We start from the raw sequence: 16277 nt of genomic DNA on the forward strand, positions 1-16277 counted from the left end.
CGGGGCACGCCGGGCCCGTCCACCGGCTCCCCGCCGGGACACGAACGCCGGGGCGCACGAACGACTGGACGCACGAACCACGGGGCGCACGAACGACGGGGCCGGTCCCGGATCTCCTCCGGAACCGGCCCCGTCACGCGGACCGGTGCGGCGCTACGGGCGCTCGCCCCGCTCGTAGGCGCGGACGACCTCTTCGGTCGGCCCGTCCATGATGAGCTCGCCGGCCTCGATCCAGATGGTCCGCTCGCAGGTCTCGCGGATCGACGCGTTGTCGTGGCTGACCAGGAAGACCGTACCGGCCTCCTCGCGCAGCTCCGCGATCCGCTTCTTGCTGCGGGCCTGGAAGGCCTGGTCGCCGGTGGCCAGCGCCTCGTCGATGAGCAGCACGTCGTGGGCCTTGGCCGCGGCGATCGCGAAGCGCAGTCGGGCGCCCATGCCGGAGGAGTACGTGCGCATCGGCAGCGAGATGAAGTCGCCCTTCTCGTTGATGCCCGAGAAGTCGACGATGTCCTGGTAGCGGCGGCGCACGTCGGCCGGCGACATGCCCATGGCGAGGCAGCCGAGGACGACGTTGCGCTCACCGGTCAGCTCGTTCATCAGCGCGGCGTTGACGCCGAGCAGCGAGGGCTGGCCGTTGGTGTAGATGCCGCCCTTCTCGGTCGGCAGCAGACCGGCGATGGCCGCCAGCATGGTGGACTTGCCGGAGCCGTTGGAGCCGATCAGACCGATCGCCTCGCCCTTGTACGCGGTGAAGCTGACGCCCTTCACCGCGTGCACCTCGCGGACGCCGGACGCCCGCTTGCGGCTGATGATGCGGCTCAGCGCGGAGGTGGCGCTGCCCTTGCCGGAGCCCGCGCCGTGCACCCGGTAGACGATGTGCACGTCGTCGACGACGACGGTGGGCTCGCGGGCCACGTCGGCGTCGAACACCTTGCGGCGCGGAGACGCGGTGTCCTCCAGGTCCTTGCGCAGGTCGGCCCCTCGAACGTCGGTGTCAGCCACGGCCGTACTCCTCCTCAGCCTTCCAGAAGAAGACGTATCCGATGACCAGCATGACCACGCCCCAGGCGATCCCGTACTTCCACTGGTGCGGCGGGAACTCCAGGAACACCTTCTCGTGCTTGTTGTAGATGACCGGTGCCAGCGCGTGCCGGACCAGGTCGATGTAGACCGAGGCCGGGTTGAGCTCCATCACCCGCTGCCAGAACTCCGGCCACTCCTTGATCTTGTCCGAGATGCTGTACATGACGCCGGACAGGAACAGCCAGGCGCGCATCGCGAACGGGATCAGCTGGGAGATGTCGCTGGTCTTGGCGCCGATCCGGGAGAAGATCAGGGCCACGCCGGTGTTGAACATCGACTGGAGCACCAGGGCGGGGATCACCAGGATCCAGGTCCGGCTGGGTTCGATGCCGTTCATCAGGACCACGGCGAACAGCACGACCATCGAGATCAGCAGCTGCTGGAGCTGGATCACGGTGAACGCGATCGGCAGCGAGGCGCGCGGGAAGTGCAGCGCCCGGATCAGCCCGAGGTTGTCCGAGATCGCCCGGGTGCCGGACTGCACCGCGTTCTGGGTGAACTGGAAGATGAAGACGCCGATGCAGAGCCAGGCGATGTAGTACGGGTTGTCGTCCTTGTTCTTCAGGATCTCGCCGAAGACCAGGTAGAACACCGCGCAGTTCAGCAGCGGCGTGACGACCTGCCAGACCTGTCCCAGCTTGGCGTCGGTGTACTGGGCCACCAGGCGCGCGGTCGCGAAGGCCCAGATGAAGTGGCGCCGGGCCCAGAGCTGCTTGGAGTAGGCGAACAGGCCGGGCCTTCTGCCACTCACGGCCAGGCCGTACTTGTCGGCAAGCTGCTTGGGGGTCAGGCCGGCGTCCGCCCCCCTCGGGGCTGAGAGGCTGACGGGTTCACTCACTGTCGACACATTCGTCCTTCGCGCGGGATCGTCGGGGCGGGCCGGTCGGCGGGGGTCCGCCGGCCTTGCGCCGATGGGGATCCACTCGGATCTCGGGGGGAGTGTGGCCGGTGTGTGGGTCACCGGCCGGGCAACCGGCCTGCCGTCCGTCACCGCAGGGCACCGGACGGTCACCGGACGGATCAGATGACTGGCGGTCGGCCCAGCCTGGTCAGTCGCCAAACGGTACGCCATCGCATGGGCCGCCGCGTACCGCAGGGTTCGCGCCAGCCCGCCCGGAAACCGCCCAGCCAGGCCTTGAACGCCTCCGGGGAGGGTCGGCGGGCCAGCGTGAGCAGAAACCAGGTTCCCAGGTATAGAGGCACCAACGGGGCCGGAAGGTTCCGCCTCGCGAGCCAGACCCTGTTCCGGGCCACGTTGTGGAAGTACGAGGCGTGCCGCGCGGGCGAGGTGGTGGGGTGGTGCAGCACCACGTCGGCCCGGTAGTCGATGGCCCAGCCGGCGTCCAGCGCGCGCCAGGCGAGGTCGGTCTCCTCGTGCGCGTAGAAGAACTCGGCGGGCAGCTGGCCGGCGTTCTCGAACACGGCGCAGCGCACCGCGCTCGCGCCGCCGAGGAAGGTGGTCACCCGGGAGGAGCGCAGCGGGTCGCTGGCGCGCAGCCGGGGCACGTGCCGGCGCTGGGTCTCACCGGTGTCCGGGTCGGCGATCCGGAAGCTCACGATGCCGAGCTCCGGGTCGGCGGTGAAGGCCTCGCGCAGCAGCCGGGCCGCGTCGGTGCCGGGCAGCCGGCCGTCGTCGTCCAGGAACAGCACCGCGTCGACGTCCCGGCCGTTGCGGCCGAACAGCTCGATGCCGACGTTGCGGCCGCCCGGGATGCCGAGGTTCTCCGGCAGCTCGACGGCGCGCACGCCGGACGGGAGCGGCGGCAGCGGGGCGCCGTTGACGACCACGGCCAGCTCGACGGCCGGGCCCTGCTGGGCGCGGACCGACTCGATCAGCGCGGCCAGCTCGTCCGGGCGGTTGCCCATGGTGATGATCACCGCGCCGAGCCGGAAGGCGTCGGCGCCGGTCGGGGTCGCGGTCGCGGCCTGATTCGGGGCCGGGGTCGCGGTCGGGGTGTTCACGTCGGTCTCCGTCACGTCGCTCACCGGAGCCTGCTCGACAGGACGATGCTCAGCAGGTGCAGCACGGTCTGCAGCATCGCGATCGCGGCCAGCACCACCACCGCGATCCGGGTGAAGAAGAGGCCGCCGTGCAGGACGTCGGCGACACCGGCGGCCAGGATGAACAGCGAGGCCTCGACGGCGCCGACCAGCCGGTGGAACTTGAGCAGGGAGGCCGCCCGGCGGGCCCTGGCGACACCGGCCGAGCGCGGCACCGAGGCGCTGTCCTCGACCGCCGTCATCCCGCTGCGGGCGCGGGCCACGTCGACCAGGTCGGTCTCCGACTTGATCAGGATCGCGCCGAGCGCGGCCAGGGTGCCGAGGAACGCCCACTCCCAGTGCGCGGCCCCGCCCTCGCGGTGCAGCAGGTCGGTGGCGCGCAGGCCGAGGCCGGTCAGCAGGGCCGCCTCGGACATGTAGTGGCCGACCCGGTCCAGGTAGACGCCGGTGAGCGAGGTCTGCCGGCGCCAGCGGGCGACCTCGCCGTCCACGCAGTCCAGCAGCAGGTAGACCTGGATGAGCAGGGCCGCCAGCACCGCGCCGGCGATCCCCGGGACGATCAGCGCGGCGCCGCCCAGGATGCCGGTGAGCATCATCAGGTAGGTCAGCCCGTTGGGTGTGATCACGGTGACCGTGGAGAGCACCCGGGTGATCCGCAGCGAGATCTTCCGCATGTAGAGCCGGCCGGCCCAGTGCTCGGCACTGCGGCGCTGCAGCATGCCCTCCGGGTGGATCACCGCGCGCAGTTCCTCGATCGAGGGGCGGCGGGTGAGGTCGACCGGCGGCATGGACCCGGCGGCGGAGCGGTCAGCTGTTGACGGCTTGGACATAGTCGGCGTACGCGTCCCTGATTGCGGAAGGGGAGAGGTCGAGGTGCTCAAGGATGGTGAAGCGGCCCGGCCGGGTGTTCGGAGCGTAGTGCACCGCCTCGGTGAACTCCGCCTCGGTGAAGCCGATCTGAGCCGCGGTCACCGGCAGTCCGTGGTACGCCAGGCGCTCCACGATCAGACCGGTCAGCTCGTGCTCGCCCCGCAGGAAGCTGGCGAAGGCGGCGCCGAGGCCGACCTGTTCGCCGTGCTGGGCGGACCGCTTGGGATACAGCACGTCCAGGGCATGCGAGATCTCGTGGCAGGCGCCCGACGAGGGCCGGGTGCTGCCCGCGATGTTCATCGCGATGCCGGACAGTACCAGTGCCTCGGCGAGGGCGGTGAGGAAGCCCCGATCCTGAAGATTTCCTGGGTGCCGCAGCAGGTTCTCGCCCGCCGAGCGGGCCATCGCGACGGCCAGTCCGTCCACCGGTTCGCCGGTCTCGGCGTGCGACAGCTCCCAGTCGGCGCAGGCCGAGATGTTGGAGACGATGTCGCCGATGCCGGCCGCGACGAAGCGCGGCGGGGCGGCCCGGACCACGTCCAGGTCGATCACGATGCCGATCGGTCCCGGCACCCCGTAGGAGCCGCGCCCGGCGTCGTTGTCGAGGGTGGAGACCGGCGAGCAGATGCCGTCGTGGGCCAGGTTGGTCGGCACGGAGACCAGCGGCAGGCCGAGCCGCGCGGCGGCGTACTTGGCCGCGTCGATGATCTTGCCGCCGCCCAGGGCCACGATGGTGTCGTAGAGGCCGCCGTGCACACCGCTGCGGATGTCGTCCGCCAGCTGCACCGCGCTGTCGAGGCTGCCGTCCGCCACGCTGTACCAGTCGGCGCCGGGCAGCGCCGGCTCCAGCCGGGCGCGGAGCACCGAGCCCGAGCCGTTGCTGATCGCCACCGCGATCCGGCCCGAGGCGGACAGCCGCTGGTCCGCGAGGATGCCGCCGAGCGCGTCCAGCGCGCCCGGGCGGATCTCCACGAAGACCGGCGACGGCACCAGCCGGGTCAGTACTGGCACGCGATCTCCCGCGCCTTCGCCAGGTCGTCGTGGTTGTCGACCTCGACCCAGGAGACCTCGCCGATCGGCTGGACGTCGATCCGCAGGCCGCGGTCGACCATCTCCTGGTAGCCGTCCTCGTAGTACAGCTGCGGGTCGCGCTCGTAGGCGGCGCGCAGCGCGTCGGCGAGGTCGGCGGCGGCGGCCGGGTTGATCACGGTGACGCCGATGTACTCGCCGGTGGCCTCCGCCGGGTCCATCAGCTTGGTGATCCGGCGCATCCCGGCGGACGGGTGGGCCACCACCTTCATCTCCTCGTCGGCGAGTTCCTTCACCGTGTCGAGGGCGAGCAGGATGCCGGGCGCGCGGCCCTCGGCGGTCAGCCGGGCGTTGGCCTCCAGCATGGTGCGCTGGACGGAGGCCGGGTGGACGGTGTCGCCGTTGGCGAGCAGCAGGCCCTCGGTGAAGAGCTCGCGGGCGCACCAGAGCGAGTAGGCGTTGTTCCACTCCTCGGCCTTGTCGTTCTCGACCAGGGTGAGCTTGACGCCGTACTTGCGCTCCAGGGCGTCCTTGCGGTCCTCGACCGCCTCCTTGCGGTAGCCGACGACTATCGCCGCCTCGCGCAGGCCGACCTCGGCGAAGTTACCGAGGGTGAGGTCCAGGACGGTCCGCTCCCCGTCGACCGGCACCAGTGCCTTGGGCAGGGTGTCGGTGTACGGGCGCAGCCGGCGGCCGGCGCCGGCTGCCAGAACGAGGCCGATCATGCGGGTCTCCTGATCCGTCGTGCTGTGCGCGGCCGCGCCCGGTTCCGGGAGTCTTCCGGGTCACGGCGGGGGCGCGCCGGGGCCGCCGGGGTACGGCCGCGGTGTCCTATGTGATGGTAGGCGACCACGGCGACCTGCCCGAACGCGGCCGGACGCTCGAACACACATCGAACACATTCCGAACGGTTCTGCTAATCCGACGCCCGTCCCGCGCCGCCGGGCGCCCCCGTCCCGCCCGGTTGTGCGTGGGACCCCTCCCCCGCGCCACCCGTACGGCAGACTGGGGCGCGACGCCACCGGTGCGTGCCGTGGTCGCTCCCCGTGCTTCCGAAGCTGCCGAAAGAGGCCCCATGCCCCAGAGTCTGCCGACCGATCCGACCGCCGCCGGACTGGACACCGGCCTGGACACAGGCTTGGACACCGGCTTGGACACCGGCCTGGACGTCGAGACGGATGTCGTCGCCGCCGCGGACGCCGCCGGTGCGCCGGAGGAGATCCTGCTGGAGCTGGTCGACGACGAGGGCGTGACCATCGGCACCGCGGAGAAGCTCTGGGCCCACCAGCAGCCCGGGCGGCTGCACCGGGCCTTCTCGGTGTTCCTCTTCGACCGGCAGGGCCGGATGCTGCTCCAGCGCCGCGCGCTGGGCAAGTACCACTCCCCCGGGGTCTGGTCGAACACCTGCTGCGGCCACCCGTACCCCGACGAGGCCCCCTTCGTGGCCGCCGCCCGGCGCACCGCGGAGGAGCTGGGCGTCGCCCCGGCGCTGCTCTGCGAGGCCGGCACCGTCCGCTACGACCTGCCGGACGAGGCGTCCGGGCTGATCGAGCGGGAGTGGAACCACCTGTTCGTGGGCCTGGTCACCGCGCCGGTGCGACCCAACCCGGACGAGGTGGACGACTACGCCTTCGTGACCGCCAAGGAGCTGCGCGAGCTGGAGGCCGAGCGGCCGTTCTCGGTCTGGTTCCGGACGGTGTTCGAGGCCGCCCTGCCGGGGATCCGGGAGATCGCCGGGAACGACTGGTAGGTCGCCGCGCGGGCGCTGCCCTCGCTCGGGCCGGGCTCACTCGGGTTCGTCGCGGGGGAGCGGCAGCGAGGCCCAGATGACCTTGCCGCCCTCCCCCGCCTGCTCCACGTCGCAGACGCCGCCGGCCTGCAGCGTGACGCTCTTGACCAGCAGCAGCCCGCGCCCGCCGGTCCTCCCGGTGTCGGCCGCCAGGGCCTTCGGCCGGTACGGATCGCCGTCCTCGACGGAGACCCGGACCCAGCCGCCCCTCAGCAGCAGTTCGGTGGTCACCTCCGGCGACAGCTCGGCGGCGTGCGTCACCGCGTTGCCGACCAGCTCCGAGACGATCAGCAGCAGGTCGTCCACCAGCTCCTGGTAGCGGATCTCGGCCATGCCCTGGGCCAGCAGCCGGTCGCGCACGGCATGGCGGGTGCGCGGGACCGAGGACTGTTCGGCGGGCACGGTGAACCGCCACACCCCCTCGGCGGGGCCGCCGCGCGCCGGCCTCGCCGCGGCGGCCACCCGTTTCTCCGGCGCCGTCTCCGCCGCCTCTTCCTCGCTGATCCGCTCCACGTCCAGCCGCCCTTCGTCCGCGACCCCGGGAATCAGGCGTTCCGCTCATGGCGCCTCGGTGCACAGAGGCTAGGAGAGCCGCCCCCGGGGCCGTGGCACCGTCGACAACTTGCCCGTGTCGGACCACGACTGATCAGAACCGATCGTTCATCGACCACAAGTCGACCGTTTACCGTCCGTGAACTACCGCTTCGCGCACACCAGCGATCCGTACCGCCACCCCCCACCATCCCGACCGGGGAAACGCAGGTGAGAAGCACCCCGGAAGCCTGGTAATGTTCTCTCTGTCGCCGAGGGGGCGAACAAAACCCCCGAAGCACACACCCCGTCCGGGTGGCGGAATGGCAGACGCGCTAGCTTGAGGTGCTAGTGCCCTTTATCGGGCGTGGGGGTTCAAGTCCCCCCTCGGACACCATGGATTCCCCGTGGGAACTCGCGAGAGTTCCCACGGGGAATTTCTTTTTGCCCGGCGCGCCGCCCCGCCGAATTCTTGCCCGACACTTTGCCTGACGCTTTGCCAGACACCCGCCTGACGCCCCGCCGCGCGCCTGTCGCACGCTGTCGCACGCCCTGTCGCACGCCTCGTCGACCCCCACCGAAAGCCCCTGTGCGCCCCCGCCGAAGGTCAGAGGTTCGGACACGAGATGGCAACGATCGGGTGCTTTGCGCCGCATCTGAGGTTCACCTGAGGTTTAGCCCGATTTCGCCCCTTAGGCTCTTTCCGTTTGTCCGGAAATCCAAGACACGATCAGGCAGAGGACCGATACGGTGAGTGAACCGGTGAGTGAACCCGCGTCGACGACGGCATCCCATCAGCACTACCGCCGGTCGCTCGGCACCATCAGCCTCACCGCGGTCGGACTCGGGTCGATCATCGGCTCCGGCTGGCTCTTCGGCGCCGAGCGGGCCGCCCGGCTGGCCGGTCCGGCGTCGATCGTCGCGTGGGTGATCGGCGCGGCCGTCGCCCTGACCATCGCGCTCACCTACAGCGAGCTCGGCTCGATGTTCCCCAAGGCCGGCGGCATGGTCCGGTACGGGCAGTACTCGCACGGCTCGCTGGCCGGGTACCTGGCCGCCTGGGCCAACTGGATCGCGATCGTCTCGGTCATCCCCGGCGAGGCGACCGCCTCGGTGCAGTACATGAGCTCCTGGGACTTCGGCTGGGCCAAGGCGCTCTACGACGGGCAGGAGCTGTCCGTCAGCGGCGTGGCGCTGGCCAGTGTGCTGCTGCTCGTCTACTTCGCGCTGAACTGGTTCGCGATCACGCTGTTCGCCAAGACCAACACGGCGATCACGGTGTTCAAGGTCGTCGTCCCCGCGCTCACCGCCGGCGCCCTGCTGCTCGCGCACTTCGACACCGAGCACTTCACCGACCACGGCGGCTTCGCCCCGAACGGGTGGAGCGCGGTGTTCACGGCGGTGGCGGTCTCCGGCATCGTCTGGGCCTTCAACGGCTTCCAGTCCCCGCTCAACCTCGCCGCCGAGGCCCGCGACCCCGGCAAGTCGCTGCCCAAGGCCGTGATCGGCTCGATCCTGATCTCCCTGGTGATCTACGTCGCGCTGCAGATCGCCTTCCTCGGCGCCGTCCCGACCGCCGACCTGGCCAACGGCTGGAGCGGTCTGGGCTACACCTCCCCGCTGGCCGACCTCGCCATCGCCTGGGGCCTGAACTGGCTCGCGCTGCTGCTGTACGCGGACGCCTTCGTCTCCCCCAGCGGCACCGGCATGATCTACGCCGCCACCACCTCCCGGATGATCCACGGCGTCCAGGAGAACGGCCACCTGCCGTCCGTCTTCGGCCGGGTCGACGCCAGGACCGGCATCCCGCGCCCGGCGCTGGTGCTCAACCTGGTCGTCGCCTTCGGCTTCCTCGCGGTCTTCCGCGGCTGGGGCTCGCTCGCCGAGATCGTCTCGGTGGCCACCGTGATCTCCTACATCACCGGCCCGGTCGCCGTGATGGCCCTGCGCCGCCTCGCCCCCGAGCTGCCCCGCCCGGTCCGGCTGCGCGCGATGCCGGTGATCGCCCCGGTCGCCATGGTCTTCGGCTCGCTCGTCCTCTACTGGGCCCGCTGGCCGCTCACCGGCAAGGTCATCCTGCTGATGGCCGCCGGCCTGCCGATCTGGGCCTGGTACGAGCTGCGCAAGCCCTTCGCCGAGCTGAAGCCGCACCTCAAGGCGGGCGCCTGGATGGTCGCCTACCTCTTCGTGATGGCCGCCGTCTCCTGGGCCGGCTCCACCGACTTCGGCGGCGAGGGCTACCTCCCCGAGGGCTGGGACCTGCTGGTCGTCGCCCTGATCGGCCTCGCCTTCTACGCCTGGGGCGTCCGCAGCGCCTGGGCCAACCCCAGCCTCGCCGCCGTCAAGCGCGAACTCGCCGAAGCCGCCGCCGCCGAACACCAGGCCGCCCACCCCGCCACCCCCGAGCCCGCCACGGCCACCCACGCCTGAGCCCACGGCCCGCGCCGCAACGCCGGAGGGGTGTCGCCCCGGGAGGAATCCCGGGGGCACCGCCCGGCGGGTCAGCTGCGGCGGGCGCCCCGGGAGGAATCCCGGGGCGACACCCCTCCGGCATTGTCGGGCGGTGCCCCCGGCGGGTCAGCTGCGGCGGGCGCGGCGGATGGCGGAGGTGACGACCGGGGGGAGGAGGTCGCCGACGGCGCGCTTGGCCACGTTGGCGGGGCGGCGGCGTTCGGCGGCGCGGGCGCGGCGTTCGGCGAGGCTCCGGTCGGCCTCCTCGCGTTCGCGCTCGGCGGCCCGGAAGGCGTCCTCGGCGGCCTGCTCGGCCGCGCGGTGCTCCGCCTCGACGGCCAGCCGGGCGTGGTGGCGGGAGACCCGGAACGGCTCGGCGCCCGCGTCGCTGCCGCCGATCCGGACCAGCCGGTGTCCGTCGAGCGTCTCGTTGGTGATGTCGCAGTGCGGCAGGGTGCCCCGGCGGGCCAGCAGGTCGAGCTGGGCCGGATCCGGGTCGCCCCAGGTGCCGTAGAACTTGGTGTCGGTCAGCACGACGGGCCGCAGTCCGTGGTTGAACACGGCCTCCCAGGTGGCGGCGGCGACGCCCGGGGTGTGGGCGGAGCGGTAGTCGTCCATGACCACCACGCCGTCGGGGGCGAGGGCCGTCCGGGCGACCTGGAGGTCGCCGGCCACGTGCTCGTAGAGGTGCGAGGCGTCGATGTGGATGAAGCGGAACGCGCCGGACGCGAGACGGCCGTCGGCCAGCGTGGAGGTGGGGGCCTGGACGATCTCCGGCAGCCGCTCGTGGAAGGCGAGGTAGTTGGCCTCGAAGGCGGTGCGGGTCAGCGTCCTCCGGTAGGACATGGACATCTCGGCGGCGTTCTCGTCGTCCGGCGCGTCCGAGTCGAAGAGGTCGCAGACCGTGAAGGTCTCCCCCGGCTGGAGGTGCGAGCCGATGACGATCGCACTGCGGCCCAGGTACGCGCCCATCTCCAGGAGGTCGCCGGAGAGACCGGCCTTCTCCTGCCGGCCGAGGAACCAGTCGAAGAGGTGCCGGTCGTGGTCCCAGAACCACCCGGGCACGTCGTCGAGCACCCCGGGGTCGGCAGGTCGCTGCTGCTCGGCACTGAGTGCGGCGTCGGTCACGAGGCGGCTCCTAACACGGTACGAACGACCATTGGGCACGATCTCCGGACTCGGGGCTCGGCTCCGCGGCCCTGCGACGGCCCTGGGCGGTCCACCGCGCGCGGCCGGGAGCGCGGTCCTGGCACACGGGAGCGACCCGGCGTGGCATCAACCGTACTCCGGGGCGCCCGAGTTCGCTGCAATCTACTCGCCACCGAGCGGAGTTGGGCGAACTCGGCAGAAAGAATTTCAGGCCCCGGCGCTTTGTGCGCGGACTTGACCGCAGCCCCGTACGCGGCGCAGGACCGGTTCGTCCATACTGCGGCCGACCGCCCGATTTGTCCTCATCACACCATCGTGTCGGCGCGCTCCGCCGGGCCTCGCGTCACCCGTTCGGGGGCCGTTGACGTGGGGTACGGCCGGGCGGAGCACCGGGCGCCGGGGGGCGGGTGGCCGACGGTACAAGGCCCTGCAGTACTGAGTACCGCGTACCGAACCCGGCCGGGGTGGTGGCCCCGGCCGGGTGGGGCGGGTCAGGAGAGGTCGACGCCCGGGTAGAGGGGGAAGCCGGCGAGCAGGTCGGCGGCGCGCTTGGCGACGCCCTCGGCGACCGCCGGGTCCAGGACGTACTGGGCCTTGGACGGCGCGCCGGAGGCGGTGGTGGCCGGGGTGGTGGCGCGCAGCACGGTGTCGATCAGGCCGGCGACCTCGTCCATCTCGGCGGTGCCCAGGCCGCGGGTGGTGAGCGCGGGGGTGCCGATCCGCACGCCGGAGGTGTACCAGGCGCCGTTCGGGTCCTGCGGGACGGAGTTGCGGTTGGTGACGATGCCGGAGTCGAGCAGCGCGGCCTCGGCCTGACGGCCGGTCAGGCCGTGGCCGGAGACGTCGGCGAGCACGAGGTGGTTGTCGGTGCCGCCGGTGACCAGGGTGCCGCCGCGCCGCAGCAGGCCCTCGGCGAGCGCGCGGGCGTTGTCGACGACCCGCTGGGCGTAGTCCCGGAACTCGGGGCGGCGGGCCTCGGCGAGGGCGACGGCCTTGGCGGCCATGACGTGCGGGAGCGGGCCGCCGAGGACCAGCGGGCAGCCGCGGTCGACGTGCTCGGCGAGTTCCGAGGTGCACAGCACCATGCCGCCGCGCGGGCCGCGCAGCGACTTGTGGGTGGTGGTGGTGACGATGTGGGCGTACGGCACCGGGTCGTGGTCGCCGGTCAGCACCTTGCCCGCGACCAGGCCGGCGAAGTGGGCCATGTCGACCATCAGGGTGGCGCCGACCTCGTCGGCGATCTCGCGCATCCGGCGGAAGTCGACCAGGCGCGGGTAGGCGGAGTAGCCGGCCACCAGGATCAGCGGGCGGAACTCGCGGGCGGTGGCGCGCAGCGCGTCGTAGTCGATGAGGCCGGTGGCCGGGTCGGTGCCGTAGCTGCGCTGGTCGAACATCTTGCCGGAGATGTTGGGGCGGAAGCCGTGGGTGAGGTGGCCGCCGGTGTCCAGGGACATGCCGAGCATCCGCTGGTTGCCGAGCTCCCGGCGCAGTTCGGCCCAGTCCTGCTCGGTGAGGTCGTTGACGTTGCGGACCTTGGCGCGCTCCAGGGCGGGGCTCTCGACCCGCTGGGAGAGCACGGCCCAGAAGGCGGTCAGGTTGGCGTCGATGCCGGAGTGCGGCTGGACGTAGGCGTGGTCGGCGCCGAAGAGGGCGCGGGCGTGTTCGGCGGCGATGGTCTCGACGGTGTCGACGTTGCGGCAGCCGGCGTAGAAGCGGCGGCCGGCGGTGCCCTCGGCGTACTTGTCGCTGAGCCAGTTGCCCATGGTGAGCAGGACGGCCGGGGAGGCGTAGTTCTCGCTGGCGATGAGCTTGAGCGAGGCGCGCTGGTCGTCGATCTCCCGGCCGATGGCGGCGGCGATCCGCGGTTCGACCTCGCGGACCACGTCGAGGGCGGAGCGGAAGGCGGTGTTGGCGGTGGGGGTGGCGGCCGTGTGCGGCTGCTGGGCCATGGCGGTCTCCTGGAGGGGAGGTCGGGGGGCCCAGGCGCTCGGCAACTGCGTCGTGATCCTGCACGGGGCCGCTTCCCGATGGTCGATTCCATCCGTGCGCGCCAGTCGCGGCCCGCCGGAATCCTACCAATGTCGGCGGGCCTGTGGCGGAGATCTCACCATGCGGGACGGCGGCGGACATGACATGCCGTTTGCCCGTCTTTGCCGGATTCGGTGCAACGGCAGTATTGCGGCGGAATGAAGCCGTCACAATTCCCGAAACAAAGCGGCGGAACCGTCTCCCCGAGACCTCCGGAATGATTTGCGAAAACTCCTCGGTGTCCGATCTGATGGCGCTCGGCGGCCCTTCCGGGAAACCCCCGGACGGCCGCCGGGAAATGCACGTTGACGCACCCCCACCCATGGGGCGGCGCGGAATTCGGGGAGTACGCCTCTCATGGCAGTGGTCGAGGCAGTGGTCGAGGCAGTGGTCGAACAAGTCGCGGCACCGGACGCGCCGCCGCCGGTGCGGCCAGCCCCGCGGGGCCTGCTGCGCCGCGTCTGCCGCGACCGCACCGGCGCCGTCGCGCTCGGGGTGGTGGCGTTCTTCCTGCTGCTCGCCCTCGCGGCCCCGCTGATCGCCGCCCTGTACGGCCGGAACCCGACGGAGCACTACGGCCAGAACGCGCCCGGCCTGCTCAGCGACGGCGGTCTGCCGATGGCCCCGAACGGCGGCATCTCCGGGGAGTTCTGGTTCGGCCTGGAGCCGGGCCTGGGCCGCGACGTGTTCACCCAGCTGCTGTACGGCATCCGCACCTCGCTGCTGATCGCCTTCGCCTCGGCCGCCGTGACCACCACCCTCGGGGTGCTGGCCGGGGTGGCGGTGGGCTACCTCGGCGGGATCACCGACCGGGTCTTCGGCTTCCTCTCGAACGTGCTGCTGGCGTTTCCGACGCTGCTCCTGCTGCTCGCGCTCAGCCCGGTGATCCAGTCCAGGCTGGTGGATCCGGGCAGCGCGGAACCGGAGTGGATGCAGTTCCTGGTGCTCGTCCTGGTCTTCTCCGCGTTCGGCTGGATTCCGCTCGCGCTTTCCCTGCGGTCCACCGTGCGCTCGCTCCGGGAAAGGGATTTCGTGCAGTCCGCCCGGGCGATGGGCGCGAGCGGATTCCACATCGTGGTACGCGAACTCCTGCCGAATGTCCGGGCGCAGCTGCTGGTGCACGCCACCATGGCGGTGCCGACCTTCGTCGCCTCCGAGGCGGTGCTGTCCTTCCTCGGCGTGGGCATCAACGAGCCGGTCCCGGACTGGGGCCGGATGATCTCCCGGGGCTCCGAGGTGTTCCAGGCCGACCCGACGTACATGTTCTTCCCCGGCGTCGCGCTGCTGCTCTTCGTGCTCGCCTTCAACCTGCTCGGCGACGCCGTCCGGGACGCCCTGGACCCGCGCGCCGCGCGCTGAGGCCCTCCCCCTGTCCGCGGCCTACCCGACCGCCGCGTTCCACGGTCCACCCGACCGTCCTTCCGCAGTTCACCCGACCGCCCCGGAGACCCCGGGGCAAGGAGAGATTCGCCATGCGCTGGATCAGACCGTCCCTCGCCGTCCTCGCGACCGCCCTGCTGGCGACCTCCTGCTCGGCCGGCGCGGGTTCCACCTCCCCGGCCGGCCCCGGCCCGGCGGCCAGGGACGCCTCGCCGCTGACCGCCGCGCTCGGTACCGAGCAGCAGAGCGCCGGCCCGGCCCCCGCCGTCCCCGGCGCCCGGCCGGGCGGCACGGTGAACGTCTACAACGCCACCGACTTCCGCCACCTCGACCCGCAGAAGGTGTACGCGGGCGCCGCCTACAACACCTCGCTGCTCTGGGGCCGTCAGCTGACCCAGTACCAGGTGGTGGACGGCAAGGCCAGGCTGGTGGGCGACCTCGCCACCGACACCGGCACCTCCGGCGACGACGGCCGGACCTGGACGTACAAGCTGAAGGAGGGCGTGGCGTGGGAGGACGGGCAGCCGATCACCTCCCAGCAGGTCAAGTACGGCATCGAGCGCTCCTTCGGCAAGGGCTACGAGGTCGGCCCGCCGTACTGGCCGCAGTGGCTCACCAGCGAGGCGAGCTACGACGACGCCCGCAAGAAGTACGGCGGCCCGCAGGACGGCGACCTCGCCGCGATCGAGACGCCGGACGACCGCACCCTGGTGTTCCACTTCCCCCAGCCGCAGGCCGACGTGCCGTACATGGCCGCGCAGTCCTCCTCCTCGCCGGTGCGCAAGGACAAGGACACCGGCACCGACTACGACCGGCAGCCGTTCGCCACCGGCCCGTACCGGATCGTCGAGCACGTCCAGAACACCCGGCTGGTGCTGGAGCGCAACCCGCACTGGAAGGCGGAGACCGACCCGATCCGCAACCAGTACCCGGAGAGGTTCGTCTTCACCTTCGGCAAGGAGGCGCTCAACATCAACCAGGAGATCCTCTCCGGGCGCGACGGCGGCGCGGACGCCACCACGGTGGCCACCCAGCTCTCCCCCGAGCTCTACCAGACCGTGGACACCGACCCGAAGGCCAAGGAGCTGGTCGTCTCCGGACGGCAGGGCGCCTTCGTCACCTACCTGATGGTCAACAACGAGCGGGTGGCCGACCCCGAGGTCCGCAAGGCCCTCAACCTCGCCTACCCGCGCCAGCAGGCCCGCCAGGTCCTCGGCGGCAGCCGGGCCGGGGACCTCGCCAGCACGCTCAGCTCGCCCGCCCTGGTCGACTGGGAGAAGTACGACCTGAACCCGGCCAGGCCCGAGGGCGACCCGGAGGCCGCCAAGGCGGCGCTCGCCCGCGCCAAGCAGCCGCCCGCCTCGCTGACCTACGCGTACGCCAACACGCCCAACGGCCAGCGGGTCGCCCAGGTGCTCGTCGACGGCTTCGCCAAGGCCGGCATCACCATCGTGCCCAAGCCGATCGACCCCAAGGCGCTGCTGGACGAGGCGCACCGCGCCGACTCCCCCTACGACCTGTGGGAGGAGACCAGCTCGGTCGACTGGCCGACGCCCTCCACGCTGATCCCGTTCTCCTTCGACGGCCGCGCCAACAGCGACCTCAACTCCGCCCGCTACCGCAACGGCGAGGTGGACAAGGAGATCGACCGGATCAACCGGATCGGTGAGCCGCGGGCCAAGGCGAAGGAGCTGTACGCGCTGGAGCGGACGGTGATGAAGGACCTGCCGGTGCTGCCGTTCGCCTACCCGAACGTCAACCAGCTGCGCGGGGCCAACGTCGGCGGCGCGTTCATCCACCCGATCTACGGGTCGGTCGGCCTCACCTGGCTCTACCTCAAGTCCTGAGAACACCCCGGGCGGTCCCGCCGCGTGCCCCCCTCGGCGCGCGCGGGGGGGCCGCCCCCCCCCTTCGCCGACGTCCCCGCCGACCGGGTCGACGAACGGCTGGCGGCCGAGGCCCACCG

At 71.7% G+C, this 16277-nt stretch carries 13 protein-coding genes, 1 tRNA gene and 1 riboswitch; of the genes, 5 read left to right on the forward strand and 9 right to left on the reverse strand.

What is annotated here, in order from left to right; all coding sequences use genetic code 11:
• Window positions 1-153: 153 nt before the first annotated feature.
• The 6 genes from ACFP3U_RS26400 to ACFP3U_RS26425 all read right to left on the reverse strand — a co-directional run bounded on the left by ACFP3U_RS26400 (window position 154) and on the right by ACFP3U_RS26425 (window position 5708).
• A complete protein-coding gene (locus ACFP3U_RS26400) occupies window positions 154-930 on the reverse strand; it encodes an ABC transporter ATP-binding protein (RefSeq protein WP_380228176.1) in 777 nt (258 codons plus the stop codon).
• A gap of 64 nt (window positions 931-994) precedes the next feature.
• Window positions 995-1930 carry an ABC transporter permease gene (locus tag ACFP3U_RS26405; RefSeq protein WP_380228160.1) on the reverse strand — a complete coding sequence of 312 codons (936 nt, stop codon included), beginning with the start codon at window positions 1928-1930 and terminating at the stop codon, window positions 995-997.
• A 173-nt stretch (window positions 1931-2103) separates the two neighbouring features.
• Window positions 2104-2949, reverse strand: a complete 846-nt coding sequence (locus ACFP3U_RS26410) for a glycosyltransferase family 2 protein (protein WP_380228177.1) — start codon at window positions 2947-2949, stop codon at window positions 2104-2106.
• A 116-nt stretch (window positions 2950-3065) separates the two neighbouring features.
• Window positions 3066-3803 carry a CDP-alcohol phosphatidyltransferase family protein gene (locus tag ACFP3U_RS26415; protein WP_380228178.1) on the reverse strand — a complete coding sequence of 246 codons (738 nt, stop codon included), beginning with the start codon at window positions 3801-3803 and terminating at the stop codon, window positions 3066-3068.
• 88 nt (window positions 3804-3891) lie between these two features.
• Window positions 3892-4965 (reverse strand): iron-containing alcohol dehydrogenase family protein, encoded by a 1074-nt coding sequence (locus ACFP3U_RS26420; protein ID WP_380228161.1) that lies wholly within the window; start codon window positions 4963-4965, stop codon window positions 3892-3894.
• Window positions 4953-5708 carry a phosphocholine cytidylyltransferase family protein gene (locus tag ACFP3U_RS26425; protein WP_380228162.1) on the reverse strand — a complete coding sequence of 252 codons (756 nt, stop codon included), beginning with the start codon at window positions 5706-5708 and terminating at the stop codon, window positions 4953-4955. Before ACFP3U_RS26425 ends, ACFP3U_RS26420 begins: the two co-directional genes overlap by 13 nt.
• Window positions 5709-6058: 350 nt before the next feature.
• Here ACFP3U_RS26425 and idi point away from each other — a divergent pair, with 350 nt between their 5' ends.
• Window positions 6059-6733, forward strand: a complete 675-nt coding sequence (idi, locus tag ACFP3U_RS26430; protein WP_380228163.1) for an isopentenyl-diphosphate Delta-isomerase — start codon at window positions 6059-6061, stop codon at window positions 6731-6733.
• A gap of 36 nt (window positions 6734-6769) precedes the next feature.
• Here idi and ACFP3U_RS26435 read toward each other — a convergent pair whose 3' ends face one another.
• Window positions 6770-7276, reverse strand: coding sequence for an ATP-binding protein (locus ACFP3U_RS26435; protein WP_380228179.1), 507 nt, complete (start codon window positions 7274-7276; stop codon window positions 6770-6772).
• 336 nt (window positions 7277-7612) lie between these two features.
• Here ACFP3U_RS26435 and ACFP3U_RS26440 point away from each other — a divergent pair.
• Window positions 7613-7700, forward strand: a tRNA-Leu gene (locus ACFP3U_RS26440).
• A 365-nt stretch (window positions 7701-8065) separates the two neighbouring features.
• Window positions 8066-9733, forward strand: coding sequence for an APC family permease (locus tag ACFP3U_RS26445; RefSeq protein ID WP_380228164.1), 1668 nt, complete (start codon window positions 8066-8068; stop codon window positions 9731-9733).
• A 147-nt stretch (window positions 9734-9880) separates the two neighbouring features.
• On the opposite strand, the gene ACFP3U_RS26450 is transcribed toward ACFP3U_RS26445, so the two are convergent.
• Together ACFP3U_RS26450 and ACFP3U_RS26455 are read right to left on the reverse strand one after the other, a co-directional pair.
• Complete coding sequence (locus tag ACFP3U_RS26450; RefSeq protein ID WP_380228165.1) at window positions 9881-10882, reverse strand: class I SAM-dependent methyltransferase; 1002 nt, start codon at window positions 10880-10882, stop codon at window positions 9881-9883.
• Window positions 10883-11394: 512 nt separating this feature from the next.
• Window positions 11395-12852 (reverse strand): glycine hydroxymethyltransferase, encoded by a 1458-nt coding sequence (locus ACFP3U_RS26455; protein ID WP_380228166.1) that lies wholly within the window; start codon window positions 12850-12852, stop codon window positions 11395-11397.
• Window positions 12853-12873: 21 nt separating this feature from the next.
• Window positions 12874-12971, reverse strand: a riboswitch (ZMP/ZTP riboswitch).
• A gap of 317 nt (window positions 12972-13288) precedes the next feature.
• Between ACFP3U_RS26455 and ACFP3U_RS26460 the strand changes: the two genes are divergently transcribed.
• Together ACFP3U_RS26460 and ACFP3U_RS26465 are read left to right on the forward strand one after the other, a co-directional pair.
• On the forward strand, window positions 13289-14290 hold the full coding sequence (locus tag ACFP3U_RS26460; RefSeq protein ID WP_380228167.1) for an ABC transporter permease: 1002 nt from the start codon (window positions 13289-13291) through the stop codon (window positions 14288-14290).
• A 113-nt stretch (window positions 14291-14403) separates the two neighbouring features.
• A complete protein-coding gene (locus ACFP3U_RS26465; protein ID WP_380228168.1) occupies window positions 14404-16158 on the forward strand; it encodes an ABC transporter substrate-binding protein in 1755 nt (584 codons plus the stop codon).
• Window positions 16159-16277 lie beyond the last annotated feature (119 nt).

Origin of the sequence: Kitasatospora misakiensis (assembly GCF_042656005.1) — a bacterium.
GTDB classification, from domain to species: Bacteria; Actinomycetota; Actinomycetes; order Streptomycetales; family Streptomycetaceae; genus Kitasatospora; species Kitasatospora misakiensis.

What these genes read in the sequence shown, in the direction of transcription:
- ACFP3U_RS26410 (WP_380228177.1), bottom strand. Translation starts at nt 2,949, where the DNA reads ATGGGCAACCGCCCGGACGAGCTGGCCGCGCTGATCGAGTCGGTCCGC.
- ACFP3U_RS26415 (WP_380228178.1), bottom strand. Translation starts at nt 3,803, where the DNA reads ATGCTGCAGCGCCGCAGTGCCGAGCACTGGGCCGGCCGGCTCTACATG.
- ACFP3U_RS26425 (WP_380228162.1), bottom strand. Translation starts at nt 5,708, where the DNA reads ATGATCGGCCTCGTTCTGGCAGCCGGCGCCGGCCGCCGGCTGCGCCCG.
- idi (WP_380228163.1), top strand. Translation starts at nt 6,059, where the DNA reads ATGCCCCAGAGTCTGCCGACCGATCCGACCGCCGCCGGACTGGACACC.
- ACFP3U_RS26455 (WP_380228166.1), bottom strand. Translation starts at nt 12,852, where the DNA reads ATGGCCCAGCAGCCGCACACGGCCGCCACCCCCACCGCCAACACCGCC.
- ACFP3U_RS26460 (WP_380228167.1), top strand. Translation starts at nt 13,289, where the DNA reads ATGGCAGTGGTCGAGGCAGTGGTCGAGGCAGTGGTCGAACAAGTCGCG.
- ACFP3U_RS26465 (WP_380228168.1), top strand. Translation starts at nt 14,404, where the DNA reads ATGCGCTGGATCAGACCGTCCCTCGCCGTCCTCGCGACCGCCCTGCTG.